The sequence below is a fragment of the Micromonospora sp. NPDC005161 genome (assembly GCF_053599855.1).
This window is the reverse complement of sequence record NZ_JBSFYQ010000001.1, coordinates 250,463-277,069: the sequence shown is the minus strand read 5'-3', so window position 1 is coordinate 277,069 and position 26,607 is coordinate 250,463. Positions and strand designations below refer to the sequence as shown.

23 protein-coding genes are annotated in these 26,607 nt (G+C 72.5%); 11 read left to right on the top strand and 12 right to left on the bottom strand.

Going from position 1 to position 26,607, the window contains the following annotated elements; translation table 11 throughout:
• Nucleotides 1-4: 4 nt before the first annotated feature.
• Nucleotides 5-964 carry a deoxyribose-phosphate aldolase gene (deoC, locus tag ACWD5O_RS01295; protein ID WP_450084269.1) on the bottom strand — a complete coding sequence of 320 codons (960 nt, stop codon included), beginning with the start codon at nt 962-964 and terminating at the stop codon, nt 5-7.
• A 136-nt stretch (nt 965-1,100) separates the two neighbouring features.
• Here deoC and upp point away from each other — a divergent pair, with 136 nt between their 5' ends.
• Complete coding sequence (gene upp, locus ACWD5O_RS01290; protein ID WP_450084268.1) at nt 1,101-1,733, top strand: uracil phosphoribosyltransferase; 633 nt, start codon at nt 1,101-1,103, stop codon at nt 1,731-1,733.
• A 74-nt stretch (nt 1,734-1,807) separates the two neighbouring features.
• Nucleotides 1,808-2,485 (top strand): GOLPH3/VPS74 family protein, encoded by a 678-nt coding sequence (locus ACWD5O_RS01285; protein WP_450084267.1) that lies wholly within the window; start codon nt 1,808-1,810, stop codon nt 2,483-2,485.
• Nucleotides 2,486-2,543: 58 nt separating this feature from the next.
• Here the strand turns inward: ACWD5O_RS01285 and ACWD5O_RS01280 are convergent, their stop codons facing one another.
• Together ACWD5O_RS01280 and ACWD5O_RS01275 are read right to left on the bottom strand one after the other, a co-directional pair.
• Nucleotides 2,544-4,211 (bottom strand): phospho-sugar mutase, encoded by a 1,668-nt coding sequence (locus ACWD5O_RS01280; RefSeq protein ID WP_450084266.1) that lies wholly within the window; start codon nt 4,209-4,211, stop codon nt 2,544-2,546.
• Nucleotides 4,212-4,258: 47 nt separating this feature from the next.
• On the bottom strand, nt 4,259-6,319 hold the full coding sequence (locus ACWD5O_RS01275; RefSeq protein ID WP_450084265.1) for a serine/threonine-protein kinase: 2,061 nt from the start codon (nt 6,317-6,319) through the stop codon (nt 4,259-4,261).
• Between the two features lie 206 nt (nt 6,320-6,525).
• Between ACWD5O_RS01275 and ACWD5O_RS01270 the strand changes: the two genes are divergently transcribed.
• Together ACWD5O_RS01270 and ACWD5O_RS01265 are read left to right on the top strand one after the other, a co-directional pair.
• Nucleotides 6,526-8,109 (top strand): acyl-CoA mutase large subunit family protein, encoded by a 1,584-nt coding sequence (locus ACWD5O_RS01270; protein WP_449937040.1) that lies wholly within the window; start codon nt 6,526-6,528, stop codon nt 8,107-8,109.
• A gap of 544 nt (nt 8,110-8,653) precedes the next feature.
• Nucleotides 8,654-9,913 (top strand): amidohydrolase, encoded by a 1,260-nt coding sequence (locus ACWD5O_RS01265; protein ID WP_354962637.1) that lies wholly within the window; start codon nt 8,654-8,656, stop codon nt 9,911-9,913.
• Here the strand turns inward: ACWD5O_RS01265 and ACWD5O_RS01260 are convergent.
• A complete protein-coding gene (locus ACWD5O_RS01260; RefSeq protein WP_354962938.1) occupies nt 9,870-10,832 on the bottom strand; it encodes a DUF4349 domain-containing protein in 963 nt (320 codons plus the stop codon). The genes ACWD5O_RS01265 and ACWD5O_RS01260 overlap by 44 nt on opposite strands.
• A 93-nt stretch (nt 10,833-10,925) precedes the next feature.
• Between ACWD5O_RS01260 and ACWD5O_RS01255 the strand changes: the two genes are divergently transcribed.
• The 4 genes from ACWD5O_RS01255 to ACWD5O_RS01240 all read left to right on the top strand — a co-directional run bounded on the left by ACWD5O_RS01255 (nt 10,926) and on the right by ACWD5O_RS01240 (nt 14,384).
• Nucleotides 10,926-11,555: an MBL fold metallo-hydrolase gene (locus ACWD5O_RS01255; RefSeq protein ID WP_354962638.1), complete on the top strand. Its 630-nt coding sequence runs from the start codon at nt 10,926-10,928 to the stop codon at nt 11,553-11,555.
• 4 nt (nt 11,556-11,559) lie between these two features.
• Complete coding sequence (locus ACWD5O_RS01250; protein WP_354962639.1) at nt 11,560-12,534, top strand: hypothetical protein; 975 nt, start codon at nt 11,560-11,562, stop codon at nt 12,532-12,534.
• Between the two features lie 104 nt (nt 12,535-12,638).
• Nucleotides 12,639-13,379, top strand: a complete 741-nt coding sequence (locus tag ACWD5O_RS01245) for an SCO6745 family protein (RefSeq protein ID WP_354962640.1) — start codon at nt 12,639-12,641, stop codon at nt 13,377-13,379.
• Between the two features lie 45 nt (nt 13,380-13,424).
• Complete coding sequence (locus tag ACWD5O_RS01240) at nt 13,425-14,384, top strand: GNAT family N-acetyltransferase (RefSeq protein ID WP_354962641.1); 960 nt, start codon at nt 13,425-13,427, stop codon at nt 14,382-14,384.
• Between the two features lie 93 nt (nt 14,385-14,477).
• Here the strand turns inward: ACWD5O_RS01240 and ACWD5O_RS01235 are convergent, their stop codons facing one another.
• Nucleotides 14,478-14,933, bottom strand: a complete 456-nt coding sequence (locus ACWD5O_RS01235; protein ID WP_354962642.1) for a gamma-glutamylcyclotransferase — start codon at nt 14,931-14,933, stop codon at nt 14,478-14,480.
• Nucleotides 14,934-15,039: 106 nt separating this feature from the next.
• Between ACWD5O_RS01235 and ACWD5O_RS01230 the strand changes: the two genes are divergently transcribed.
• On the top strand, nt 15,040-16,443 hold the full coding sequence (locus ACWD5O_RS01230) for an NAD(P)H-quinone dehydrogenase (protein ID WP_450084264.1): 1,404 nt from the start codon (nt 15,040-15,042) through the stop codon (nt 16,441-16,443).
• On the opposite strand, the gene ACWD5O_RS01225 is transcribed toward ACWD5O_RS01230, so the two are convergent.
• Both ACWD5O_RS01225 and ACWD5O_RS01220 read right to left on the bottom strand, forming a co-directional pair.
• On the bottom strand, nt 16,400-17,080 hold the full coding sequence (locus ACWD5O_RS01225; RefSeq protein WP_450084263.1) for a DUF998 domain-containing protein: 681 nt from the start codon (nt 17,078-17,080) through the stop codon (nt 16,400-16,402). The genes ACWD5O_RS01230 and ACWD5O_RS01225 overlap by 44 nt on opposite strands.
• A 104-nt stretch (nt 17,081-17,184) precedes the next feature.
• A complete protein-coding gene (locus ACWD5O_RS01220; RefSeq protein ID WP_354962645.1) occupies nt 17,185-17,805 on the bottom strand; it encodes a DedA family protein in 621 nt (206 codons plus the stop codon).
• A gap of 517 nt (nt 17,806-18,322) precedes the next feature.
• On the opposite strand from ACWD5O_RS01220, the gene thrS reads away from it, so the two are divergent.
• Nucleotides 18,323-19,540 (top strand): threonine--tRNA ligase, encoded by a 1,218-nt coding sequence (gene thrS / locus ACWD5O_RS01215; protein ID WP_450084262.1) that lies wholly within the window; start codon nt 18,323-18,325, stop codon nt 19,538-19,540.
• A 59-nt stretch (nt 19,541-19,599) separates the two neighbouring features.
• On the opposite strand, the gene ACWD5O_RS01210 is transcribed toward thrS, so the two are convergent.
• Genes ACWD5O_RS01210 through ACWD5O_RS01195 form a run of 4 tightly spaced genes read right to left on the bottom strand, consistent with a single transcriptional unit; the run spans nt 19,600 to nt 24,323 of the window.
• Nucleotides 19,600-21,654 carry an ABC transporter ATP-binding protein gene (locus ACWD5O_RS01210; protein WP_449937028.1) on the bottom strand — a complete coding sequence of 685 codons (2,055 nt, stop codon included), beginning with the start codon at nt 21,652-21,654 and terminating at the stop codon, nt 19,600-19,602.
• On the bottom strand, nt 21,651-23,384 hold the full coding sequence (locus ACWD5O_RS01205) for an ABC transporter ATP-binding protein (protein WP_450084261.1): 1,734 nt from the start codon (nt 23,382-23,384) through the stop codon (nt 21,651-21,653). The genes ACWD5O_RS01210 and ACWD5O_RS01205 overlap by 4 nt, the downstream gene beginning before the upstream one ends.
• Nucleotides 23,378-23,860: a MarR family winged helix-turn-helix transcriptional regulator gene (locus ACWD5O_RS01200; protein ID WP_354962649.1), complete on the bottom strand. Its 483-nt coding sequence runs from the start codon at nt 23,858-23,860 to the stop codon at nt 23,378-23,380. The genes ACWD5O_RS01205 and ACWD5O_RS01200 overlap by 7 nt, the downstream gene beginning before the upstream one ends.
• 25 nt (nt 23,861-23,885) lie before the next feature.
• On the bottom strand, nt 23,886-24,323 hold the full coding sequence (locus ACWD5O_RS01195; protein ID WP_450084356.1) for a DoxX family protein: 438 nt from the start codon (nt 24,321-24,323) through the stop codon (nt 23,886-23,888).
• A gap of 89 nt (nt 24,324-24,412) precedes the next feature.
• Here ACWD5O_RS01195 and ACWD5O_RS01190 point away from each other — a divergent pair, with 89 nt between their 5' ends.
• The gene (locus ACWD5O_RS01190) at nt 24,413-24,973 is read left to right on the top strand and encodes a TetR/AcrR family transcriptional regulator (RefSeq protein ID WP_450084260.1); all 561 of its coding nucleotides are present in this window, start codon (nt 24,413-24,415) and stop codon (nt 24,971-24,973) included.
• 114 nt (nt 24,974-25,087) lie between these two features.
• Here the strand turns inward: ACWD5O_RS01190 and ACWD5O_RS01185 are convergent, their stop codons facing one another.
• Nucleotides 25,088-26,527, bottom strand: coding sequence for a GuaB1 family IMP dehydrogenase-related protein (locus ACWD5O_RS01185; protein ID WP_450004266.1), 1,440 nt, complete (start codon nt 26,525-26,527; stop codon nt 25,088-25,090).
• Nucleotides 26,528-26,607 lie beyond the last annotated feature (80 nt).

Genomic DNA, 26,607 nt, shown 5'->3' with positions numbered 1-26,607 from the left:
CGGCTCAGTCCAGGGTGAAGTAGTCGGGACCGGAGTAGGTGCCGGTCGTCAGCTTGGTGCGCTGCATCAGCAGGTCGTTGAGCAGGCTGGACGCGCCGAAGCGGAACCAGTCCGGGTCGAGCCAGTCCGCGCCGACGGTCTCGTTGACCATCACCAGGTACTTGATCGCGTCCTTGGTGGTCTTGATGCCGCCGGCCGGCTTCACGCCGACCTGCCGCCCGGTGGCGGCCCGGAAGTCGCGGACCGCCTCCAGCATCACCAGGCTCACCGGCAGCGTCGCGGCGACCGGGACCTTGCCGGTGGAGGTCTTGATGAAGTCGCCGCCGGCCAACATCGCCAGCCAGGAGGCCCGGCGCACGTTGTCGTAGGTGGCCAGCTCGCCGGTCTCCAGGATCACCTTGAGGTGGGCGTCCCCGGAGGCTTCCTTGGTGGCCACGATCTCGTCGTAGACCTCCTTGTAGCGGCCGGCCAGGAACGCGCCCCGGTTGATCACCATGTCGATCTCGTCGGCGCCAGCCGCGACGGCGGCCCGGGTGTCGGCGAGCTTGATCTCCAGCGCCACCTGGCCCGACGGGAAGGCGGTCGCCACGCTGGCCAGGTGCACGCCGCTGCCGCGCAGCACCTCCGCCACGTACGGGACCATCGCGGGGTAGACGCAGACGGCGCCGACGTGCGGGCAGGACGGGTCGGCCGGGTCCGGGCGAACGGCCTTCGCGGCCAGCGCGCGCACCTTGCCCGGGGTGTCCGCCCCTTCGAGGGTGGTCAGGTCCACCATCCGGATCGCCAGGTCGATCGCCTGTGCCTTGGCGGTGGTCTTGATGGAGCGGGTGCCGAGCTGCGCCGCCCGCTGCTCCGCGCCGACCTGGTCCACGCCGGGAAGGCCGTGCAGGAAGGTCCGCAGAGCGGTCTCGGATCGTCCCAGCTCGGAGAGCTCCGACCGGGCCGACGTCGTTGTCGCCGTCATGCCCCGAAGTCTACGCACCGGACCACTGTGTGATCTTGCTCACGCGGTCCCGCTGTGACCGGTCCGGCGTGAGCGGCGTCGCTGGTCCGACCGCACCTGCACCGTCCCACGCGACGGACCGGTAGGTTGAGCGATCGTGGATGTACACGTCATTGACCACCCGCTGGCACAGTCACGGCTGACCGCCATGCGGGACGCGCGCACCGATTCCTCGACGTTCCGGGCGGCGCTGCACGAACTGACCACCATGCTGGTGTACGAGGCGGCACGCTCCTTCCCCGTCGAGCGGTACCCGGTGCAGACGCCGGTCACCGGCACCGAAGGCACCCGGCTGGCCAACCCGCCGCTGCTGGTGCCGGTGCTGCGGGCCGGCCTGGGCATGGCGGACGCCGCGCTCGGCCTGCTGCCCGAGTCCTCGATGGGCTTCGTCGGCCTGGCCCGGGACGAGGAGACGTACGAGCCGCGCGCGTACATGGAGTCGCTGCCCCGGGAACTGGCCGGCCTGCCGGTGCTGGTGCTCGACCCGATGCTGGCCACCGGTGGTTCGCTGGAACACGGCTGCCGGCTGCTGGCCGACCGGGGCTGCACCGACATCACCGTGCTCTGCGTGCTCGCCGCACCGGTCGGCATCGAGCGCCTGGAGCGCTCCGGCCTGCCGTTGCGCCTGGTCACCGCCTCGATCGACGAGGGCCTCAACGAGCGGATGTTCATCGTTCCCGGCCTCGGCGACGCCGGCGACCGCCAGTTCGGCGGCATGCCCCGGTTCTGAGTCGTCACCCCGGTCGGTGCCGGGTCCGGCGGGTCCGCGCGCGGTGGTGCGCGGACCCGCTACCGTCTCCGGCCATGACTGGTGTTGCGCTCGCCGAGGAACTGCTGCTCCTCGCCTACGACGACACGACCGGCAAGGCGACCATGCCGCGGATCAGCCTGGACCTGGGCATGGCCGCCGCGGTGCTGGTCGAGCTGGCCCTGGCCGGCCGGATCGCGTACGCGGACGGTTCCCTGACGGTGGTCGACCCGACGCCCACCGGCGAGCCGGTCACCGACGAGGTGCTCGGTCGGATCGCCGCCGACACCCCGCACACCCCGGCCTCGTGGGTGCAGCGCCTGCGGCACGGCCTGCGCGACCGGATCCTCGGTGACCTGTGCCAGCAGGGTGTGGTCCGGGACATCGACGAGACCGAACTGGGCTTTATCCACGTGCACCGCTACCCGGTGGTGGACACCTCGGTGGAGGCGGACACCCGGCATCGGCTGGCCGAGGCGCTGACCGGCACGGCGGCGCCGGACGAGCGGACCGCCGCGCTGGCCACCCTCGTCGTGGTGCTGCGGATGGAATCCGCGCTCGGGGTGAGCGGCGAGACCGCCGCCGACGCCCGCCGCCGGCTGGAGGAGATCGCCACCGGCGCCGGGTTCTCCGGAGAGGTGAGCATCGACGACTCGGTGGTCCGCCCCTCGGTCGGCCTGGTCGTCGCCGCGCTGGCGAAGGCCGTCGACCAGGCCCTCGGCAAACGCCACTGACCTGTTAGGCAGGGCCCCTTCCTCTACACGAGGCGGTAATAAGGGGCCCTTCCTTGCACTACACGCCGAGGGCGGTGGCGATTTCCGTGCGGAGCTGCGCGATCGCCGCGGCGGCGCGGGCGCGGGCGGCGGCGACGTCGCCGTCGGGCACCAGCTCCACCACCTCCAGGTACGCCTTGAGCTTCGGCTCGGTCCCGGACGGGCGGATCACCACCCGGGCGGCCCCGGTGCGCAGGATCACCACGTCCGCCTCGGGGAGCAGATCCCGGGTGCTGTCGACCGGGTGCCCGAGCAGCGTGGTCGGGGTGGCCGCCCGGATCCGGGCCATCGCGTCGGCGATCTCCCGCAGGTCGTCCACCCGGACGGAGAGCTGGTCGGTGTGGTGCACGCCGAACTCGGCGGCCAGCTCGTCCAGCCGGTCGGTCAGCGTGCGGCCCTGCGCCTTGAGGCCGGCGGCCAGCTCGGCGACGGTCAGCGCGGCGGTGATGCCGTCCTTGTCCCGGACGTGGTCCGGGGCGACGCAGTAGCCGAGCGCCTCCTCGTAGCCGTAGACCAGCGGCGCGCTCCCACCGCCCGCCCGGACGATCCACTTGAAGCCGGTCAGCGTCTCGTCGTAGGGCAGGCCCCGGGCCGCGCACATCGCCCGTAGCAGTGACGACGAGACGATGGTGGTGGCGTAGAGCCCGGTCACCCCGCGGCGCATCAGGTGGTCGGCGAGCAGCGCGCCCACCTCGTCGCCGCGCAGCATCCGCCAGCCCGTGTCGCCGTCGCGGACCACCACCGCGCAGCGGTCCGCGTCCGGGTCGTTGGCGATGGCGAGGTCCGCGCCGGTGGAGTCGGCCAGCGCGATCAGCAGGTCCACCGCCCCCGGCTCCTCCGGGTTGGGGAACGACACGGTCGGGAACTCCGGGTCCGGCTCGGCCTGCCCGGGTACCACCCCGGGCACCGGGAAGCCGGCCCGGGCGAAGGCGGCGGTGAGCACCGCGGCACCCACCCCGTGCAGCGGCGTGTACGCCACCGTCAGGTCCCGCGACCCGTCCGGCGCGATCACCGCGGTGGCCCGCTCGACGTACGAGGCGACCAGGTCGTCACCCAGCACCTCACCGGGGCGGCCCAGCGGCACCTCGGTCAGCGGGCCGACCGCCCGGATGGCGGCCTCGATGCCGGCGTCGGCCGGTGGCACGATCTGCGCTCCGGCGCCGAGCTCCCCGCCCAGCTCCGCACCGAGGTAGACCTTGTAGCCGTTGTCCTGCGGCGGGTTGTGGCTGGCCGTGACCATCACTCCGGCCACCGCGCCGAGCCGACGCACCGCGTAGGCCAGCACCGGGGTGGGCAGCGGGCGGGGCAGCAGCAACGCCGGCCGACCGGCCCCGGTGGCCACCTGGGCGGTCCGCTCGGCGAACTGGCGGGATCCGTGCCGGGCGTCGTACCCGATCACCAGGGGGCCGGTGCCGCCCTGGGCGGCGAGCCAGCCGACCAGACCGGCGGCGGCCTGGGTGACGACGGCGAGGTTCATGCCGTTCGGGCCGGCGCGCAGCGGGCCGCGCAGGCCCGCGGTGCCGAAGGTCAACGGCCCGGCGAACCGGTCCGCCAGCTCGGGGGCGCTCGTCGGCAGCCTGTCCAGCACCGCCGTCAGCTCGTCCCGGCTGGCCGGGTCGGGGTCGTCGGCGAGCCAGCGCCGGGCTTGCTCGCGAATGTCGTCGATGTCAGTGGTGTCCGCCGCCATGCCTCTTGATAGCACGGCGGCGATCACCGCTGTCGGTTCCCTCCCGCTCAGCTGTCCCCGGTGAGCTGGAACGTCCGCACCATCTCGTCGAAGATCGCCTTGCTCTCGGCGAACTTGACGTCCGTCGAGGTGAGGTAGAACGAGAACGCCTTGCCGTCCTGCGCCACGCCACGCCAGATGCCGTGCCGTTTGGCGTCGCCCTCACCGCAGGTGTACTCGAACTCGGCGGCCGGCTGGCTGGCCAGCTCGGTCTCTTGCGAGGCGACCTGGCTGTACGGCTTGACGCAGGACTTGCTCCTGGTCTTGAGGCCGTTCTCGGCCGTCTCCGCCCACCGGGTGGAGCTGCTCGACCACTTCTCGGTGATGATGCGGACCTTGCGGCCGCTGTCCTCCGGGTCGATGTAGTCGGTGTACGAGCCGCCGGTGGCCTTCTTCCAGCCCTTCGGGACCAACACCTGGATGCCCCGGGCGGAGTGCTCCTGCATATCCACCCCGGCACCGGTCGGGGCGGACGCGGTGGGCTGTGCCTGCGGGGTGCTCGGCGGGGTCTCGTCGCCGCCACTGGACAGCGCCACGATGCTGAGCAGCAGCACCACGGCCAGCCCGCCGGCCGCGGCGAGCTGCACCTTGCGCGGCCAGCCCTTGACCGTGGTGACCAGCTGACCACCGGTGGCGCGGATCTTGCCCAGAGCGCCGCCGCCCGCCGTCGCAGGCGTGGCCCAGGGCTGCCCGGTGCCCGGCACCGACCACTGGTTGCCGCCACCGTAGGTGCCGCCGATGTGTTGGGTGGCCTCCGGCGCACCGCCGTAGCCGACCTGCTGGGTGGCGTCGGGCCGGTTGCCGTAGCTGACCCGCTGGGTGGCGTCCGGGTGCCCGCCGGCGTCCACCCGCTGGGTGGCGTCCGCGGCGCCGCCGTAGGTGCGCCCGGTGGTGGGTCGGCCGGAGACGGACATCGCGCCGGTGGGCGTGTGCAGTGGGCCGGCCAGCGCGTCGGCGCTGGTCTCGTCGAGCCCCGTGGTGCCGCCCGCGTCGCCGGGCTGCGGGCGTTCGCCCCGGCGCAGCGACGCCAGGCGGTCGGTCAGGGACTCGTCCGGGGCGAGCATCGCCCGGCCGCCGATCTGGTTGTCCGGCTTCGGCTCGGGCCGGGCCGGCGGGGCGACGGGCGCCGGGCGCTGCTGCACCGGGACCACGGCGTACGGGTCGGTCACCGAGTGCACGGCGGTGGCGGTGCTGCCCAGCGGGCCGGCGAGCAGTTCGCGCAGCATGGTCCGGGACGTGTGCACGTCCAGCCGCCGGGCCGGGTCCTTCTCCAGCAGGCCCATCAGCACCCGGGTCAGGGGGCCACTGCGCTGCGGTGGGGCGGGTGGGTCCTCGACCACGGCGTGCATGGTCTCGATCGGGTCACCCTTGTCGAACGGAGGCCGCCCCTCGACGGCCGTGTAGAGCGTCACGCCCAGCGAGAACAGGTCGCTCGGCGGGCCGAACTCCTGACCCATGGCCCGCTCGGGCGAAATGAAGTGCGGCGAGCCGAGCACCATGCCGGGGGTGGTGAGCTGCACGTCGGTGGGCATCCGGGCGACCCCGAAGTCGGTCAGCACGCAGCGCCCGTCGGTGCAGATGAGCACGTTGGCCGGTTTGACGTCGCGGTGCAGTACGCCGATCGCGTGCGCGACCTCCAGCGCGCCGAGCAGCGCGATGCCGATCTTGGCGACCGCGCGGGGCGCGACCGGCCCGTCCTCGATCACCATGTCGGCGAGGCTGCGGGCGTCCAGCAGCTCCATCACGATCCAGGGCCGGCCGGCCTCGGTGACCACGTCGTACACCTGCACCACCGCGGGGTGCTGGATGGCGGCGGCGGCGCGGGCCTCGCGCAGCGTGCGCTCGTACATGGCGTCGCGGTCGCTGGGGGCCAGCCCCGGGGGCAGGACGACCTCCTTCACCGCCACGTCGCGGCGCAGCAGTGTGTCTGTGGCGCGCCACACCGTACCCATGCCGCCGTTGCCCACCGAGGACCGCAGCGAGTACCGGCCACCAATGGTGGTGCCGGGCGCTGCTCGTCCGTTGGCGGGACTTAGCTGTCCGCCGCTCCACGTCGGGATCTGAGTCACAGAAAAGCCACCGGGGGAAATCGAGGGGGGCTGGGACACAACCCCCCTATCTTGCTGGTTCCGACGCCCGATGCGAAAGCCGACGCGTCGGGCGTTTATCGAAGTCGACGGAACGTGCCCTGTCGTTCACCTCCTGTCGACGGGTCGGGACGCACTGTGCGGTATCCCTCACCCGACGACACGCGCGGGCGTCCTACCATCCGGGGATGAGTGAACGGCGGTCAAGCGAGTCCGGTTTCCCGATCAAGGGCGTCTACACGGCGGCCGACCTTCCGGAGGACCTCGACTCCCGGCAGGGCGCCCCGGGCGAGTTCCCGTACACCCGGGGGGTCTACCCCACGATGTACACCTCCCGTCCGTGGACCATGCGCCAGTACGCCGGCTTCGGCACCGCCACCGAGTCCAACGCGCGATACCACCAACTGTTGCGGGCCGGCACGATGGGCCTCTCCGTCGCCTTCGACCTGCCGACCCAGATGGGCTACGACTCGGACGAGCCGATCGCGCACGGCGAGGTCGGCAAGGTGGGCGTGGCCATCGACTCCATCGAGGACATGCGGCTGCTCTTCGCCGACATCCCGCTGGACAAGGTGTCCACGTCGATGACCATCAACGCTCCCGGATCCGTGCTGCTGCTGCTCTACCAGCTCGTCGCCGAGGAGAACGGGGTGCCCAGCTCGGCGCTCAACGGCACCATCCAGAACGACATCCTCAAGGAGTACATCGCCCGGGGGACGTACATCTTCCCGCCCAAGCCCTCGCTGCGCCTGGTGGCCGACACGTTCGCGTACTGCCGCAAGGAGGTGCCGAAGTGGAACACCATCTCCATCTCCGGCTACCACATGGCCGAGGCTGGTGCGACGCCCGCGCAGGAGATCGCGTTCACCCTGGCCAACGGTGTGGAGTACGTCCGGGCGGCGCTGGCCGCCGGGCTCGCGGTGGACGACTTCGCGCCCCGGCTGTCGTTCTTCTTCGTGGCCCGCACGACGCTGCTGGAGGAGGTGGCGAAGTTCCGCGCGGCCCGCAAGATCTGGGCCCGGCTGATGCGTGACGAATTCGGCGCCAAGGACCCGAAGTCGATGATGCTGCGCTTCCACACCCAGACCGCCGGCGTGCAGCTCACCGCCCAGCAGCCGGAGGTGAACCTGGTCCGGGTCGCGGTGCAGGGGCTCGGTGCGGTGCTCGGCGGCACCCAGTCGCTGCACACCAACAGCTTCGACGAGGCGATCGCGCTGCCCACCGAGAAGGCCGCCCGGCTGGCGCTGCGTACCCAGCAGGTGTTGGCGTACGAGACCGACCTGACCGCCACCGTCGACCCGTTCGCCGGCTCGTACGTGGTGGAGGCGATGACCGACGAGATCGAGGCCGCGGCCGTCGAGCTGATGGAGCGGGTGGCCGACCACGGCTCGGCGGTGGACGCGATCGAGGCCGGGTTCCAGAAGCGCGAGATCGAGCAGTCCGCGTACCGGATCGCCCAGGAGATCGACTCGGGTGACCGGGTGGTGGTGGGTCTCAACCGGTTCGCGGTCGACGAGGAGGAGCCGTACGAGCCGCTGCGGGTCGACCCGACGATCGAGGCGGCCCAAGCTGACCGGCTGGCCCGGCTGCGCGCCGAGCGGGACTCCGACGCGGTGGCGCGGGCCCTGGCCGAGCTGCGGGCCGCCGCCGACGGCACGGAGAACGTGCTGTACCCGATGAGGGAGGCGCTGCGGGCCCGCGCCACGGTGGGTGAGGTCTGCGGGACGCTGCGCGAGGCGTGGGGTCTGTACCGGCCCACCGATCGGTTCTGATCGGCTGACCGGCCGTTCTCGCAGGTCAGGGCGGGTTTATTCGGTCCTGGCAGAGCTACAGTCGGAAGCGGATCCTCCACCGGCCGGGCCGAGGGCGGCGTGGCCCCCGACGGCGTCCGGGGTGTGTCCATCAGGTTTGGGGGTACCCCGACCGGGTGATCGGGGACGCACACCGTGTGCGGTCATGGCGGACCGGCGCGTGTGAGCGTCTTTTCCGACTCGCTGCGGAGCGTGGTCGGCTTATTGTCGGAGTGTCAGTTCATCACCCCGACTAATGCGACAATTCGCAACGTGGGCCCGCGAGTGGCGCCGGATTCGTGACCGCCGACATCGGTTACGCGTTGTAGGAGGTGAGGGGGAGATGACGGCGTTCGACCGCGATCTACCTGCTGTCCCGCGCATCTCCGAGCGCCCTCAGCAGGGCATACGTGACGCTGTGCGGTCTGATCATCACCGTAACGAGGTTGCGCAGCGTCACCGCCGGAGGTCTAGGCTGTCTGCTGTTCCCGATGATCCATCCATCTCTAGTGATCGAGAATTCGACGTGACGAGTGCGTTGACGCTGCCCACCGGCAGCCAGCTGGCGTCGTCCTGGCCGGAGCTGCCGCCCGGGTCCCAGCCCCTGCCCCGCGACCTGGACCACCTCCTCGCGCTCCGGGTACCCGGGCTGATCGCTACCCGCCGTCACATCCACTCGCACCCAGAGCTCTCCGGCACCGAGTTCGAGACGGCCGCACTGATCGCCAGGGAGCTCTCACTGGCCGGGTTGAAGCCGCGACTGCTGCCCAAGGGCAACGGCGTGATCTGCGACGTCAACGGCCGCCCGGACGGCCCGGTCATCGCGCTGCGCGCCGACATCGACGCACTGCCGCTGGACGACCCCAAGGACGTGCCCTACCGGTCCACGGTGCAGGGCGTCTGCCACGCCTGCGGGCACGACGTGCACACCACGATCCTGCTCGGCGTCGGCATGCTGCTGGCCCAGCTCGCCGACCTCGGCGAGCTGGACGGCCGGGTCCGGCTCATCTTCCAGCCGGCCGAGGAGATCCTGCCCTGCGGCTCGCTGGAGGTCATCGAGGCCGGCGGCCTGGACGACGTGGCGCAGATCTTCGCGCTGCACTGCGACCCGAACCTGCCGGTGGGTCAGGTCGGCCTGCGGGTCGGTCCGATCACCGCGGCCGCCGACAACGTCACCGTCCGGCTCAGCGGCCCGGGCGGGCACACCGCCCGCCCGCACCTGACCGTCGACCTGGTGGACGCGCTCGGCCGGCTGATCACCGAGGTGCCCGCCCTGGTCAGCCGCCGGGTGCCGGCCAACAGCGGGCTGCTGCTGGTCTTCGGCCACGCCTCGGCCGGCACCCGCTACAACGTCATCCCCTCCGAGGCGTCCGCCTCCGGCACCCTGCGGGTGATGGACCGCGACACCTGGGAACAGGCTCCCAAGATCGTGGCTCAGGTCGTCCGGGACGTGATCGCGCCGACCGGTGCGACAGTCGATCTGGAATACCTGCGCGGCCGGCCACCGGTGTGCAACGACGCGCGGGCGATCCAGGTGCTGACCGCCGCCACCGCCGCCGCGCTCGGCCCGGACGGCATCGCCGAGACGCCGCAGAGCATGGGCGGCGAGGACTTCTCCTGGTACCTGGAGTACGTCCCCGGCGCCCTCGCCCGGCTCGGCGTGGGCCGCTCCGGCCCCAACGTCGACCTGCACCGCGCGTCCTTCGACGTCGACGAGGGGGCCATCCCGGCCGGCGTACGCGTCATGGTGCAGACCGCGCTGCGGGCACTGGCGGCGGTGCGCTGACCGGAGCGACCAGGGCCGGCTCCTTCTTCCGCCGGCGCAGCACCAGCAGCAGCACCGCCAGCGGTACGCCGAGCGCCACCAGCCAGGGCAGCAGCGCGCCCAGCACGGTGAGCAGGACGGTCAGCGAGGCGACGAACGCCTTCCAGCCGCCCTTCAGCCCGACCAGGAAGCCGGTCTCGGTCTTCTCCTCGGGGGTCTTGGCAGCCGGCCCGGCCAGCGACACGGTGATCGTGGAGAGGGCGGTCAGGTCGGACAGCCGCCGCTTCTTGGCCTCCAGCGACGCCAGGTCGGCCTCGCGGCGACCCAGCTCGTTCTCCAGCGACACCAGGTCGGTGATCGAGGTGGCTCGGCCGAGGAGCCGGCGTGCGCTGTCGACCCGGGCCCGTTGACTGGTGATCCGGGCGTCCAGGTCGACGGTCTCCTCGGTGACGTCCTGGGTGCTGATCTCCCGGCTCTGCTGCTTGCCGAGCTGCGCGATCTCCTCCACCACGCCGGCGAACTTCGCCGCCGGCACCCGCAGCTGCAACTCCGCGACCGCGTCGGCCTCGGCGCTGCGCCGCTGGTCACCGCCGATGAAGCCACCCGCTCGGGTGACCGCGGCGGCGACCTCGCGGGCGGCGCCGTCCACATCGTCCACCTGGACCCGCATGGCTCCGGTGTAGATGATCGCCCGCTGGTCCACCCGCAGGTCCGGAGCGCCGGCTCCGGCAGCCCCCGGCGCCCCGGCGGCGCTGTCCTTGTCCGCCGCGCCGCCGTTCGCCGCCGGTGCCTCGGCCGCCGCGCCCGCCGTGTCCCGTGCACCGCTGTCGCCGGCACCGCACCCGGTCAACCCGAGCACCGCCGCCAGCGCCGTCGCCGCCAGCAGTGCGCCGCGGCGTCGTCCCGCCCGTCCGTCCATCCCCGCTCCCATCGTCGTCAGCCGGTGTGGCGATACCTCGGACGCGGCGCGCTCGTCGGCTGGTTCCGGCAGACTGCGCTGAGGACGTCACGATTCGATAATCGAGGAGTCACGATGCGGCTCACCAAGTACGCCCACTCCTGTATCCGGGTGGAACACGACGGGGGAGTGCTCGTCGTCGACCCCGGGGTGTTCAGCGACCCTGCGGCGTTGGACGGTGCGGACGCGGTGCTGATCACCCACGAACACCCCGACCACCTCGATCTGGCGGCGGTGCGCCTGCAACTCGACCGGCGACCGTTTCCGATCCACGGGCCCGCCTCGCTCGCCGGCACCCTGGGCGACACGGCCGAGGCGTTGCATCCGGTCGCGGCCGGTGAGTCCTTCACCGCCGCCGGGGTGGCCGTCCGCGCCTACGGCGGGAGACACGCGGTGATCCATCCGGACATCCCGGTGGTGGACAACCTCGGGTTCCTGATCAACGACGTGGTCTACCACCCGGGCGACGCCCTGGTGGTGCCGGAGGAGACGCCGGTCGACACGCTCTTCGCGCCGATCCACGCCCCCTGGTCGAAGTTCTCCGAGGTGGTCGACTTCATCCGGGCGGTCGCCCCGCGCCGCGCGTACGCGTTGCACGACGGGTTGCTCAACGACACCGGGCTGGGCGTGCTCGACCGTCAGTACTCGGCGCTGTCCGGCACCGAGTACCAGCGCCTGGAGCCCGGTAGCCGGGTGGACGTCTGAGGCCATGCCCGGCCCCTCCCCGGAGCTGGTGCAGCAGCTCTACCGCACCCCACCGGAGCGGTTCGTGGCCGCCCGGGACGCCGCCGTGGCCGAGGCCCGCCGCGCCGGCGACCCGACCACGGCCCGGCAGTTGGCCCGGTTGCGCCGCCCCACGGTGGCCGCCTGGCTGGTGAACCTGCTCGCCATCGACCGTCCCGAGCTGGTCGCCGACCTGGTCCAGCTCGCCGACGCGCTGCGGGCCGCCCAGCGGGAGCTGCGTGGGCCGCGGCTCCGGGAGCTGTCCGCGCAACGCCGGGCGGTGGTCGGCGCGCTGGTCGCCGAGGTCCGCAAGCTCGCCGCGGCGGAGCCGGACGCGCCGTCGGCCGGCAAGCTGCCGTTGGCCGAGGTGGAGGCGACCCTGAACGCGGCGCTCTCCGACGCCGAGGTCGCCGAGCAGGTCCGGTCCGGGCGTCTGCTGCGATCGGCCAGCTACGCCGGCTTCGGCGAGGTGCCCCGCCCGCAGCTGCGGCTGGTCACCGGCGATGAGGAGGATCGGGCCGAGGAACGCCCGGCCCGCCGACCCGGCACCCAGCGGACGGGTCCCGAGGCGGCCCCCCGTACCGACCGGGCCGCGGAACGCGCCGAGCGGGCGGCGCAGCGGGCGGCCCAGGCCGAGCGGGCGCGGCAGCGCCGGGCGCTGGACCGGGAACTGGCCAGGGCCCGGACCGATCAGGAGCGGGCCGAGGCCGAGTTGACCGAGGCGACCGGGCAGGAACGGGACGGCGTCGCCGTGCTCGACGGGATAGAGACCGAGCTGGCCGAGCTGGAGCGGCGGCGGGCGGTGGCGGAGCAGGACCTCAGCCGGGCCAAGCTGGCCCGGCGTGCGGCCGAGCGGGCCGTCACCGTGGCCCGGCGGCGCGCCGGCGAGGTGGAGGCGGCGGTCGAGGCGCTGGCGGCCGAAGAGGGGGATGCGGACTCGGGCGGTGGCCCGGCAGACTGACCATCGATGGACGACGACGAGTGGCCGGACCGTCCCGGGCCGGCGATCCCGGATCCGGAAGCCGCCGTGGCCGGCGGGTCGAGGCACCCGACGTTGGCGTCCGGATGACACCGGAGCAGGTCGCCGCCGCCAGCAAGCCCGTCGCGCTCGACCTGGGCGACCGATACAGCCGGTGCCCGACCACACTGCGCCGGGCACGGCTGCTCGGCATCTCCGGCTGGGCCTTCTACATCAGCGGGCGGGCCGGTGCTCTCGGCGACGTACGGGCCGAGACGGCGGCCGCGGCACTCGGCTTCGTCGCCCCGGACGCGGTCGCCGACGGCTGGGACGCGGCGGCCCGGGTCCTCCGGCCGGCCGAGGTCGCCGCCGCGAGCCTCGCCGAGTGCTGCCGGTGGGGGGCGCAGCGGTTGGGCGCCCTGCCCACCGTCGAGCGCCTGGCCGGGCTGGTCGAGCGGGCGGTGGCGGCGGCGGACGCCAGCGGCATGCCACTCTTCGCCGCGTGGCGGGCCATGCCACTGCCGGATCTCTCCCCGGGCGCCCGGAGCGCCGCCGGGCTGCGGCTGCTCCGCGAACACTTCGCCGGCGCCTACCTGTTGGCGGTACGCGCCGCCGGGATGACCCCGCTGGAGGCCGTGCTGGCCGGGCCGGAGGGGGAGGCCGGTGCGGTCGCCTGTGGCTGGTCGCCGCCGTACCCGCCGGTCGGGCCGCTGGTGCGCCGGCGGCTCTGGGCGGAGGCCGTCACCGACCGGCTGGCCGCACCGGCGTTCGCGGCGCTCGGCCCCGCCGACGGCATCGAGCTGGTGGAACTGCTGCACCAGACCCGGGCCGACCTCGCCGCCCGGTGAAAAATCGGCGGCGCTCGCGGGCCTCGGCTGTCAGGATCACCTGCCGTGACCCTTCCCGCTGGCTGGACCGTGCGCCGGCCCACCCTCGACGACGTGCCGGCGATCCTCGCGGTGGTGCACGCCGCCGACACCTTCGCCATCGGTCATCCCGACTTCGACGCCGAGGACGTTGCCGAGTCGCTGACCGGCCCGTTCTTCGACCCGGCTCGTGACTCCTGGCTGGCACTGGACCCGGACGACACCGTGGTGGGCTGGGCGACCGTCGACAACCCGACCGGGGTGGGCAGGGAGTTCGTCGAGGTCTACGTCGATCCGGAGCGGGGCGCCGCGGTCCGGGCGCCGCTGCTGGCCCGGCAACTGGACCGGGTCGCCGAGCGGGCGGCCGAGCGGGGGCTGCCCGCACTCACCGTCCGCTGCGCGGTCTTCGCGCCGGAACGTGACTGGGAACGCGACCTGCGGACGGTCGGCTTCACCCTGGCCAAGAGATACGTCCGGATGCGCCGCCCGCTGGCCGACCTGCCCGCCGAACCGCCCCCGCCGCCCGGGATGACGGTGCGGCCGGTCCGCTCCGACGACGAGGCCGAACTCCGGGAGTTCCACCGCATCCAGGACGCCGCCTTCCGCGACACCCCGGACCACGAGCCGCTGTCGTACGAGCGGTGGCGGGCCCGGATCGGTGACATGACCGCCTGGGACGAATGGTTCGTCGCCGAGGTCGACGGGGCGGTGGCGGGCGCGTTGCAGTCCTCGGATCAGGCGCTCGACCAGCAGGAGGGCTTCGTGCGGAGCCTGGCGGTGCTGCCCGCGTACCGCCGGCGGGGGGTGGGCGCCGCGCTGTTGCGCCGCGCCTTCGCCCGCTACGCCGAGAAGGGCCGGCAGGCGGCCGGCCTGGGGGTGGACCTCACGAACCCGACCGCCCCGCTGTCGCTCTACCGGACCGTGGGCCTGCGGGAGACCCGGTGGACGGACATGTACCAGCTGCTCGTCCCGGTTGCCGGTGTGTGATTGACGACGCCGGTCGAGCCCGACGGACGGTCCGGCCGGCGTCGGTAGCAGACTGGCAGCGTGCGACAGCCTCCAGGCCGACTGCGACAGCCCCTAGGCCGACGCGGTGCCGGTGGGGCGGGCCCGCAGCTCGGTGACGTAGTCGTCCGGCGCGCCCGCCTTCTCGGCGGCGTTCGCGATCTCGGAGAGATACCACGACGTCGGCAGGCCGCCCTCGTACCCGTCGAAGACGTAGATCCACGCGGTCACGTCGCCGTCGAGGGTGGAGACCCGAACGTGCAGCTTGCGGTACGTGCCGGCGGCGACCCCCTCAAGCTCGTCGAGCTGGGCCGCGTCGTACGGGTGGATGTCGTAGAGCGCCACGAAGACCCGGTCACCGGGGGACTCGACCAGGGTGCTCACCGCGCCCTCCCAGCCGATCACGTCCGCCCCGGCGAAGGTCAGCCGCCACCCCTCCAGCCAGCCGACGCCCACCATCGGCGAATGCGGGCAGTAGGCGCGCATCCGGGCGGGATCCAGGTTTGAGCCGTAGGCGGCGTGAAGACCCACGGCGATGACGATAGCCGGACAGGCGGGTGGGGGAGAATACGACTGTGCGTGTCGGGTGCGTTCGGGAGAAGAAAGTCACTGTGAGCATCGACGAAGGGCAGACGCTGTGAGCCGGATCGTGATCATCGGTGGGGGGCCGGCCGGGTACGAGGCGGCGCTGGTCGCCGCCCAGCTGGACGCCGATGTCACCGTGGTGGAGGCCGACGGCGCGGGCGGGGCGTGCGTGCTCTCCGACTGCGTTCCGTCGAAGACCTTCATCGCCAGCTCGGAGGTGGTCACCGGCTATCGGGACACGGAAGAGTTCGGGGTGCACTCGGACGGCCTGGAGGCGGTGACCGTCGACGCGCGGGCGGTGCACGAGCGGGTCAAGCGGCTGGCGCTGGCGCAGTCCGCCGACATCCACGCCAAGCTGCTCAAGGCGGGGGTCGCCTTCGTGGCCGGCACCGCCCGGCTGGGTGAGGACACGCTGGGCCACACCCACCGGGTCATCGTCACCCCCGCCGACGGTGGCGAGGAATACTCGATCGCCGCGTCCACCGTGCTGGTGGCCACCGGCTCGACGCCCCGCCAACTGCCCACCGCCGTACCGGACGGCGAGCGCATCCTGACCTGGCGCCAGGTGTACGACCTGCCGGAGCTGCCCGAGCATCTGATCGTGGTCGGCTCCGGCGTGACCGGCGCCGAGTTCGCCAGCGCGTACCTGGCGATGGGGGTCCAGGTCACCCTGGTCTCCAGCCGCGACCGGGTGATGCCGCACGAGGACGCCGACGCGGCGTCGGCCATCGAGCGGGTGTTCCGCAACCGGGGCATGAGCATCCTCAACAACTCCCGCGCCGACGCGGTCCGGCGTACGGCCGACGGCGTCGAGGTGGAGCTCTCCGACGGCCGCAAGGTCTCCGGCTCGCACGCCCTGATCGCGGTCGGTTCGATCCCGAACACCGCCAACCTGGGCCTGATCGAGTACGGCGTGGAGCTGGGCCGGGGCGGCTACGTCACGGTCGACCGGGTGTCCCGGACCAACGTGCCCGGCATCTACGCCGCTGGTGACTGCACCGGCGTCCTGCTGCTGGCCAGCGTCGCCGCCATGCAGGGCCGGATCGCCATGTGGCACGCCCTCGGCGAGGCGGTCCGCCCGCTGCGGCTGCGGACCGTCGCGGCGAACGTCTTCACCGACCCGGAGCTGGCCACCGTGGGCGTCTCCCAGGACGAGGTGGACGCCGGCAAGGTGCCGGCCCGGCAGGTGATGCTGCCGCTGTCGGGCAACGCCCGGGCCAAGATGGACGACCTCTCCGACGGCTTCGTGAAGCTGTTCTGCCGGCCGGCGAGCGGCCAGGTCGTCGGCGGGGTGGTGGTCGCGCCGAAGGCCAGCGAGCTGATCCTGCCGATCACCATGGCGGTGGAGAACAACCTGACCGTCAACGAGTTGGCGCAGACCATCACCATCTACCCGAGCCTCTCCGGCTCGATCACCGAGGCGGCCCGCCAACTAATGCTCCACGAGTTGGAGTAGGACCCACCCTCCGCGTCGCGGTTAGCGGGCGGGCGACGGACGTCCGGGTCAGGGCCACCGCGACGGTGCCGAGTACGGCGACCTCGGTGAGGATGAGTAGGCGTTCGGCCAGGCCGATCAGCACACGGTCGCCGGGGTAGGCGGACCAGATCATCGCCGCGGCCAGGGCCAGGCTGAGCACGACGAGGGTGCGCAGCGCCCGGGCGGCGGGCGCCAGGTCGGGCCGGCGGGCGAGCAGCCAGCCGGCGGCCGGCAGCGCCAGGAAGGCGACCACCGAGGCGTACCGGTGCAGGTAGGCGGCGGTGGTCATGGCGGTGCCCGGCTCGTTCGTCGGCACCACCGCGGCCAGCAGCAGCCCGGCCGCCCACGCGCCGAGCAGCAGCTCGGCCGGCCGACCCGGGGCCGGTTGGGGTGGGCCGGCGCGGCGCAGCCCGTACAGCAGCGCCACGGTGGCGAGCGCGAGAACCACCATCGCGATGTCGATGACGCCGCCGCGGTCGGAGACCGCGAAGTCGCTGATGGTCAGCGCCCACGGGTTGAGGTCGTCGTTGACTTCGAGGTGGCCGATCACGGTCAGCAGCGCCGCCAGGGCGATCCCGCCGAGGGCGAACAGGCCGGTGCTCCGGGTTCCAGGCATGCCTCAGCCTGTCGCTCCGGAGGCCCGAGCCGGATCCGGGACGGCCACCGAAATCGTCCCGGGGGACTACCCCTAGAGGCACCCGGGTGTGCCGCGCCCGGCACTCAGTCGATGGGGATGTCAGCTGCCGCTGCGGCCCGGGCGTGCCGTGCGCTGACCAGGGTCATGGCCCACCCGGCGGCGGCGAAGCCGGCCGCTGCGGCGGTGGCGATGATGGCCAGCCGCCAGGCCGACTCGGTCAGCGCGGTGCCGCCGAGGTGCCCGACCAGCGCGCCGTAGGTGGCCCAGCCCAGCGCCGCCACCGTCTCGTAGAGCACGAACAGCCGGTACGGGTAGCGGCTGCGGCCGGCTGAGAAGCAGGCCGCCATTCGCCCGCCGGGCACGAACCGGCAGAGCAGGATGACCAGCGGCCCGGGCTGTCGCAACCCCTGGGTGACCCGGCTGGCGACCCGTCGTGCCCGGCTCGGCTCGGCGTGCCGGGGTGCCCGCCGGTCCGGTGCGCCGCGACCGAGCAGGTAGCAGGCCAGGTCACCGGCGAAGACGCCGAGCGCGCCGACGATGATGGTGACCGGCAGGCTGAGCCCGCCGTAGACGGTGAGCGCACCGCTGGTGATCATGACGATCTGGGTGGGAATCACCGGGACGAAGGCGTCCGCGATCAGCAGGCTGAGCAGCACGAGGTACGCCCAGGTCGGCGATGCGACGTCAGTCAGTAGTTCGGGCACGCGTGCCACCTCGCCGGATGCGGCCGATTGGGTGTCTCGAGCCTGACGGCGTGTCCGGCGTCACCGTGGACAGCCCCACCCCGCCGTGACCGTCGACACGACTGGGCCACCCAGGTACAACGAGGCGAGCCGTCCTCGGGTGACGGTCCGGTGGCCGTCCGCCCGCCCCGCGCCGGTCGGCGGATCGGCGTTCGTCGGCGTACCGTTGTCCGCGCGGCCCCAGCACCGTCGGGTCCCCCGTTCCTGACGATCCGGGTCGCCCAGGGCCGCCGGCGGGTCCCGCGCCGGCGGCCCGCCCTCCCCTCCGCCACGCCAAATCCGGGTGCGTTCCCGATCGCCCGACGGGTACGGTCGCCGCATGCGCAGCGCGGTAGTGGTGACCACGACGCCGGGTGTCCCCGGCGTGCCGCTCTGACGTAACCACCGTCGACCAGGCCCCGGGGCGATCCGCCCCGAGGGCCGCGCGGCGTTCGGAGTCCAGGTCGCCTCCGGGTCGTACCCGATCCAGGAGCGCGACATGATCGACCACCGAAAGCTCGGCCGGGAGCTGGACCTCTTCGTCTCCGACCCGCTGGCCGGTGCCGGCCTGCCGATCTGGCTGCCGGCCGGCGCCGCCGCCCGGCACGCCGTCGAGGAGTACGTCCGTGAGCTGGAGCGCCGTTCCGGCCACCAGCACGTCTACTCGCCGCCACTGGGCAAACGTGAACTCTTCGAACTCTCCGGGCACCTCGGCTACTTCGCCGACGACATGTTCCCGCCGATGCGGCTGAGCGCCGACGACGAGTTCGTGCTCCGGCCGGCGCTCTGCCCGCACCACGCGCTGGTCTTCCGAGCCCGGGGCCGCTCCTACCGGGAGTTGCCGCTGCGGATCGCGGAGCTGGGTGGGATGTACCGCTCGGAGCGCTCCGGGGTGCTCGGCGGGCTGTCCCGGGTGCGCGCCATCTCGCTCAACGACGCGCACACCTTCTGCGCGCCGGACCAGGTGGGAGCGGAGGTCGCGGAGATCCTCGGGCTGATCCGTGCCGCGCACGCCGCGCTCGGCGTCCGCCCGGCCGGTTTCCGGCTGTCGCTGCGCGGGCCGGGCGAGAAGTACGTCGGCGGCGACGCGCAGTGGGCCCGCGCCGAGGAACTGCTCCGGGGTGCGCTGGCCGGGGTGGCGTACGTCGAGGCGCCGGGGGAGGCCGCGTTCTACGGTCCGAAGATCGACATCCAGATCGTCGACGCTGCCGGTCGGGAGTCGACCATCTCCACCATCCAGCTGGACTTCGACAAGCCGGAACAGTTCGACCTGTCGTACACCGACTCCGACGGCAGCCGGCGCCGGCCGGTGATGGTGCACCGCAGCCTGGTCGGCAGCATGGAGCGGTTGTTCGCGTACCTCATCGAGGTGCACCAGGGCGTCTTCCCGGCCTGGTACGCCCCGGTCCAGCTGGTGCTGCTGCCGGTGGACGACGGGCAGGCCGAGGCGGCGGCCGAGCTGGCCCGGCGGGCCCTCGCTGCCGGGTTGCGGGTCGAGGTCGCCGCCTCCGGCTCGTTGGGCGCCCGGATCCGGGACGCGACCCGCCGCCGCGTCCCGTACCTCGGAGTGCTGGGCTCCCGGGAGGAGGCCGACGGGCACCTCGCGCTGCGCCTCCGCGACGGCCGCACCCTGGATCCGATGCCCGCCGCGGCCGCACTGACCCTGATCACCCGCCAGGTCGCCGCCCGCTCGGCCGACCTCCTGCCCTCCGACTGACCCACCCGTCGATCCGGGGTGGGTCGTTGTGAGTGGATCTCCGTTCATGATGATCCGCCCTAGATCGACGCGGGCTGGGGGGACTTGGCGGGTGCGGCGGGGTCTTCCTCGACCACGGCGGCGGTGAACTGGGAGCGGTAGAGCTGGTGGTAGGGGCCGTGGGCGGCCAGCAGCTGTTCGTGGGTGCCCTGCTCGACGATGCGGCCGTTCTCCATCATCAGGATCAGGTCGGCGTCGCGAATGGTGGAGAGCCGGTGCGCGATGACGAAGCTGGTCCGATCCGAGCGCAGCGCGGCCATCGCGCGCTGGAGCAGCACCTCGGTGCGGGTGTCCACCGAGCTGGTCGCCTCGTCCAGGATCAGCAGGGACGGCTCGGCGAGGAACGCCCGGGCGATGGTGATGAGCTGCTTCTCCCCGGCGCTGACGTTGCTGCCCTCCTCGTCGATGACCGTGTCGTAGCCGTCCGGCAGGCTGCGCACGAACCGGTCGACGAAGGTGGCCCGGGCCGCGGCGAGGATCTCCTCCTCGGTGGCGTCCGGCCGGCCGTACGCGATGTTGTCGCGGATGGTGCCGCCGAAGAGCCAGGTGTCCTGGAGCACCATGCCGATCCGACCCCGCAGGTCGTCGCGGCGCATGGTGGTGATGTCCACCCCGTCCAGGGTGATCCGGCCGGCGTCCAGCTCGTAGAACCGCATGACCAGGTTGACCAGGGTGGTCTTGCCGGCACCGGTCGGGCCGACGATGGCCACCGTGTGGCCTGGCTCGGCGACCAGCGACAGGTCGTCGATCAGCGGCTTGTCCGGCTCGTACCGGAACGAGACGTGCTCGAACTCGACGCGACCGTGCGGGTCGGTGACCCGGGCCGGCTGAACCGGGTCGGGGCTCTGCTCGTCGGCGTCGAGGACCGCGAAGACCCGCTCGGCCGAGGCCACTCCGGACTGGAGCAGGTTGGCCATCGAGGCGAGCTGGGTGAGCGGCTGGGTGAACTGACGGGAGTACTGGATGAACGCCTGCACGTCGCCGAGGCTCATCGTCCCGGACGCCACCCGCAGCCCACCGACCACCGCGATCGCCACGTAGCTGAGGTTTCCGATGAACATCATCGACGGCATGATGATCCCGGAGATGAACTGGGCACCGAAGCTGGCCCGGAACAGCTCCTCGTTCTTGGCGTTGAACGCGGCCTCCACCTCGCGTTGCCGGCCGAAGACCTTCACCAGCTCGTGACCGGTGTAGGCCTCCTCGATCTGGCCGTTCAGCTCGCCGGTGTGCTTCCACTGCGCGATGAACTGCTGCTGGGAGCGCTTGGCGATGCGCTGGGTGACCAGCACCGACAGCGGCACCGCGACCAGGGCCACCAGAGCGAGCAGCGGAGAGATCCAGAACATCACGGCCAGCACGCCGACCACGGTCAGCAGCGAGGTGAGCAGCTGGCTGAGCGTCTGCTGGAGGCTGGTCGAGATGTTGTCGATGTCGTTGGTGACCCGGCTGAGCAGCTCGCCGCGGGGTTGCCGGTCGAAGTACGGCAGCGGCAGCCGGTTGAGCTTCTCCTCCACCTCGGCGCGCAGCCGCAGCACGGTGCGCTGGACCACCCCGTTGAGCAGCCAGCCCTGCCACCAGGACAGCACGCTCGCGGCGAGGTAGAGCCCGAGCGCCAGCAGCAGCACCCGGCTCAGTGCGCTGAAGTCGATGCCCACGCCGGGCACCAGGTCCATTCGGGCCAGCATGTCGGCGAAGCTGTCGTTGCCGCTGGCCCGGGCCGCCGCGACGGCCTGCTCGGTGCTGGTGCCCGCCGGCAGTTGCCGACCGATCACCCCGTTGAAGATCAGGTCCGTGGCGTGGCCGAGGATCTTCGGTCCGGCCACGCTGAACCCGACGCTCACCACGGCCAGGGTGATGATGGCGGCCAGGTGCAGCCGGTGCGGGCGCAGCCGGCCGAGCAGCCGCCGGGCGGACGGCCCGAAGTTCATCGACTTCTCGGCGGGCATCCCCGCGCCCGCCCACGGCGGCCCACCGCCCTGCCGGCCGGGGGGCAGCCGCTTCGGCGTCGGCCCGTCGCCGGCCGGCTTCTGCGTGGGTACGGCCGCGGTCCGCGGCTCGTCGGGCTCGCTCATGCCGGCACCTCCGCCGTCTGCTGGGAGGCCACGATCTCGGCGTACGTCGGGCAGCTCTCCAGCAACTCCTCGTGTCGTCCCACTCCGACGACCCCCCCGTCCTCAAGCACGATGATCTGATCGGCGTCGACGATCGTGGAGACCCGCTGGGCCACGATCACCACCGCGGACTGCGCGGTGACCGGACGTAGCGCCGCCCGCAGCCGCGCGTCGGTGCCGAGGTCGAGCGCGGAGAACGAGTCGTCGAAAAGGTAGATCTCCGGCTGTTTGACCAGGGCCCGGGCGATGGCCAGGCGTTGGCGCTGCCCGCCGGAGACGGTGCTGCCACCCTGGGCGATCGGAGCATCCAGCCCGCCGGGCATCTGGGCCACGAAGTCCCGGGCCTGGGCGATCTCCAGGGCCCGCCACAGCTCGTCGTCGGTGGCGTCCGGGTTTCCGTAGCGCAGGTTGCTGGCGACCGTGCCGGTGAACAGGTACGGCCGCTGCGGCACCAGGCCGATGCGCCGCCACAGCTCGTCGGGCGCCAGCTCCCGCACGTTCACGCCGTCGACCAGCACCGCGCCGGCGCTGACGTCGACCAGGCGGGGAATGAGTGACAGCAGGGTGGTCTTGCCCGCGCCGGTGCTGCCGATGATCGCTGTGGTGGTGCCGGGGGTCGCTCGGAAGGAGATGTCCCGCAACACCGGCTCGACCGCGCCCGGGTACTGGAAGCGCACCCCGCGCAGCTCCAGCTCGGCCCTGGTGGGCGGCTCAGCGATGGGCTCGGCGGCGGGAACCACCGAGGAGTCGGTGTCCAGCACCTCGACGATCCGCTCGGCGCAGACCGCGGCCCGGGGCACCATCATCAGCATGAAGGTGGCCATCATGACGGCCATCAGGATCTGCATCAGGTACTGGAGGAATGCGGTGAGCGCGCCGACCTGGATCGCGCCGGAGTCGACCCGCTGGGCGCCGAACCAGAGCACCGCCACGCTGGAGACGTTCAGCACCAGCATGACCACCGGGAAGATCAGTGCCAGCAGTCGGCCGGTACGCAGCGCGGTGGCGGTCAGGTCGGTGTTGGCGACGGCGAAGCGGTCCGTCTCGTACGGCTCGCGGACGAAGGCGCGGACCACCCGGATGCCGGTGATCTGCTCGCGCAACACCCGGTTGACGGTGTCGATCCGGGTCTGCATCAGCCGGAAGCCTGGCACCATCCGACGGATGATCATGCTGAGCGCGACGGCCAGGACCGGCACGCTGACCAGCATCAGCCAGGAGAGCCCGAGATCCTCCCGGAGCGCCATCACCACACCGCCAACGCTCATGATCGGTGCGGCGACCAGCATGGTGCAGCTCATCAGCACGAGCATCTGCACCTGCTGCACGTCGTTCGTGTTGCGGGTGATCAGCGACGGTGCGCCGAACCGGGCCACCTCGCGGGCGGAGAAGCGGTTGACGTGCCCGAACAGGGTTGCCCGGACGTCCCGACCGAAGCCCATCGCGATCCGTGCGCCCAGGTAGACCGCGGCGATCGAACAGATGATCTGGATCAGGCTGAACAGCAGCATCCAGCCGCCGATGCGCACGATGTAGTCGGTGTCGCCCCGGGCCACGCCCCGGTCGATGATGTCGGCGTTGAGGCTGGGCAGGTAGAGCGACGCCATGGTGCCCACGAACTGGAGCAGCACCACCGCCGTCAACGGTCGCTGGTAGGTGCGCAACTGGTTGCGCAACAGTCGGATCAGCACGCCGGGTCCTTCGCGTCGGTGGGGCGTCCGGTCATCCGCGGGTCGTCCCCGCTGCCGATGACCTCGAGCAGGAAGTCCCGGATCACCTGCGCCTTCGCCGGGTCGGCGTCGACCGAGGTGAGCGGACTTCCGGAGTGCATCAGGGTGGTGAGGGCCGCCACCCGCTCCCGGCCGGCGGGGGTGATGGCGAGCCGGACGCTGCGTCGGTCGCTGTCGTCGCGCTGCCGCTCGACCAGCCCCTCGCGGGCCAGCGTGTCCACGATGCCGGTCAGGGTCGCCGGGCGCACGAAGCCCTTCTCGGCGACCTGGCGGTGGGGCAGCTCGCCGTGCCGGGCGAGCGTCATCAGGGTCACCATGCCGGCCTGGGTGAGACCGTGCTCCTCGGCGAGGTAGCGGTTCCACCGCTGCCCGACGAGGTGCCCGGCCACGACCAGCAGCCGGCCGAGCGGCACGTCCTGGAGAGTGACGATGTCCACGGCAAGCAGGTTAGTCCCCTGATAGTCAGGGGCCAAACGAAATAGCCGCCGCGGTGGCTACGAACATGATCTGCAGAACGGTGCGCTGGCCGAGCGGGGTGACCGGTTGCCCGGCCAGGGTCAGCCCCCGGCGGGCGGCCGAGACGTTGGCCGGGAACATCGCGAGCATCAAGAGGCCGAGCCCGGCGGCGGCCAGGCGGGCGGTCGCCGGAATCAGCAGGCCGACCGCGCCGACCAGCTCCAACACGCCGGTGACGGTGACCAGCAGCCCAGGGCGGGGCATGCCGGGCGGGACCATTGCGATCAGGTCAGTGCGGCGCTGGCCGGCGAAGTGCGCCACGGCGGTCAGCGTGAACATCAGGGCCAGTCCGACCCGTAGTGCGGGGTGCCAGCCGTCCACCGCGTCGACGCCGGCGAAGCCGGTCAACCGGGCCAGTGCGGTGCCGACCAGCAGGGCGATCAGGGGTGCCTTGGAATCCTCCTCGTGAACTTGCCAGTGACAAGATTGCCTGGGCGAGTGGCATCTTGTCAATGGCAAGATAGGATTCGGGCATGACCGGAACGCGCGCCTACCACCACGGCGATCTGCGCCGTGCCCTGCTCGCCGCCGCGGTGGAAGCGATCGAGGAGGTGGGGCCCGCCGCGCTGAGCCTGCGCGACCTGGCCCGCCGGGCCGGCGTCTCGCACGCCGCGCCCGCCCACCACTTCGGCGACAAGGCCGGGCTGCTCACCGCGCTGGCCGCCCAGGGCTTCGACCTGTTGGCGCAGGCGCTGACCGCGACGGCCGACGACCTGCTGGACGCCGGTGTCGCGTACGTCGACTTCGCAGTCCGGCACCGCGCGCACTTCGAGGTGATGTTCCGGCCCGAGCTCTACCGGGCCGACGACGCCGAACTGGTCGCCGCACAGGAGCGCGCCGGTGCCGCGCTCCGGTCGGGGGTGGCCGCACTGCCCGCCCGTGGCGCGCCCGTCGACACCGACAGCGACGCGCTCGCCGCCTGGTCGATCGCGCACGGCTTCGCGACCCTCTGGCTGGCCGGCGCACTGCCGGACCGGGTCGGCGACAACCCCTGCGACGCAGCCCGCGAAGTCCTCAAGCGCCTGACCCGGTAACCACCCCCACCCCTCCATGGCGTCGATCATGGAGTTGTGGTGGGGGCTCACCCATTGGTGTCCCTTGTGTGAGGCACCACAACTTCATGATCGACACGTCCGTGGGATGCGGGATCACCAGCTCGTGGGCAGCGGCATCCCCTCGGTGAAGCCGGCGGCGCTCTGCACACCGACGACCGCCCGCTCGTGGAACTGCGCCAGGTCCCGCGCGCCGGCATAGGTGAAGGCGCTGCGGACCCCGGCGATGATCTCGTCGATCAGGTCCTCGACGCCGGGCCGGGCCGGGTCCAGGTGCATCCGGGCCGAGGAGATGCCCTCCTCGAACACCGCCTTACGGGCGCGGTCGTAGGGGCTGTCGTCGGCGGTACGGGCGCTGACCGCCCGCGCCGAAGCCATCCCGAAGCTCTCCTTGTACCGCCGACCGTCGGCGTCGGTGTACAGATCGCCGGGGGACTCGTAGGTGCCGGCGAACCACGAACCGATCATCACGTTCGAGGCGCCGGCGGCGAGCGCGAGCGCCACGTCACGGGGGTGCCGCACGCCGCCGTCGGCCCAGACGTGCCGGCCGAGCTCGCGGGCCGCCACCGAGCAGTCGAGCACGGCGGAGAACTGGGGTCGGCCCACGCCGGTCATCATCCGGGTGGTGCACATCGCCCCCGGGCCGACGCCGACCTTGATGATGTCGGCGCCCGCCTCGACCAGGTCACGTACCCCCTCGGCGGTCACCACGTTGCCGGCCGCCACCGGCACCCCCGGGTTCAGCTTGCGGACCGCCCGCAGCGCCGACATCATCCGCGCCTGGTGGCCGTGAGCGGTGTCCACGACCAGCGTGTCCACCCCCGCCTCCAGCAGCGCGGCGGCCTTGCCGGTGACGTCCCCGTTGATCCCGACCGCGGCCGCGATGCGCAGCCGACCCCGGTCGTCCACCGCCGGCGTGTAGAGCGTGGCCCGCAACGCGCCCTGGCGGGTCAACACCCCGACCAGTCGGCCGTCGGCGTCCACCACCGGGGCGAGCCGGCGTCGCCCCGCGGAGAGCAGGTCGAAGCCGGTACGCGGGTCCGCGTCCGCCGGGACGGTGTGCAGCTCGGTGGACATCACGTGCCGCAACTGGGCGAACCGGTCCACGCCCATGGTGTCCGCCTCGGTGACCACGCCCATTGGCCGGCCGGCCTCGTCGACCACGATCACCGCGCCGTGTGAGCGCTTCGGCAGCAGGTGGATGGCGTCACCCACGGTCTCGGTCGGACCGAGCGTGATCGGCGTGTCGTAGACCAGGTGCCGTTGCTTCACCCAGGCGACGACGTTCGCCACCACCTCGATCGGGATGTCCTGCGGAATCACGGCGATCGCGCCCCGCCGGGCCACCGTCTCGGCCATCCGCCGACCGGCGACGGCGGTCATGTTCGACACCACCAGCGGAATGGTGGTGCCCGTGCCGTCGCCCGTGGACAGGTCGACATCGAGCCGGGAGCCCAGGTCGGAGCGGGCCGGCGCCATGAAGACGTCGGTGTAGGTCAGGTCGTGCGCGGGGGCCGCGCCGTGAAGGAACTGCACCTGGCCATCATTCCTGCCCCCGACCGTCCGCGCCCACGTCGGTGCCGCAAACCACCCCCGCGCCGAGCGCCACCACGGAC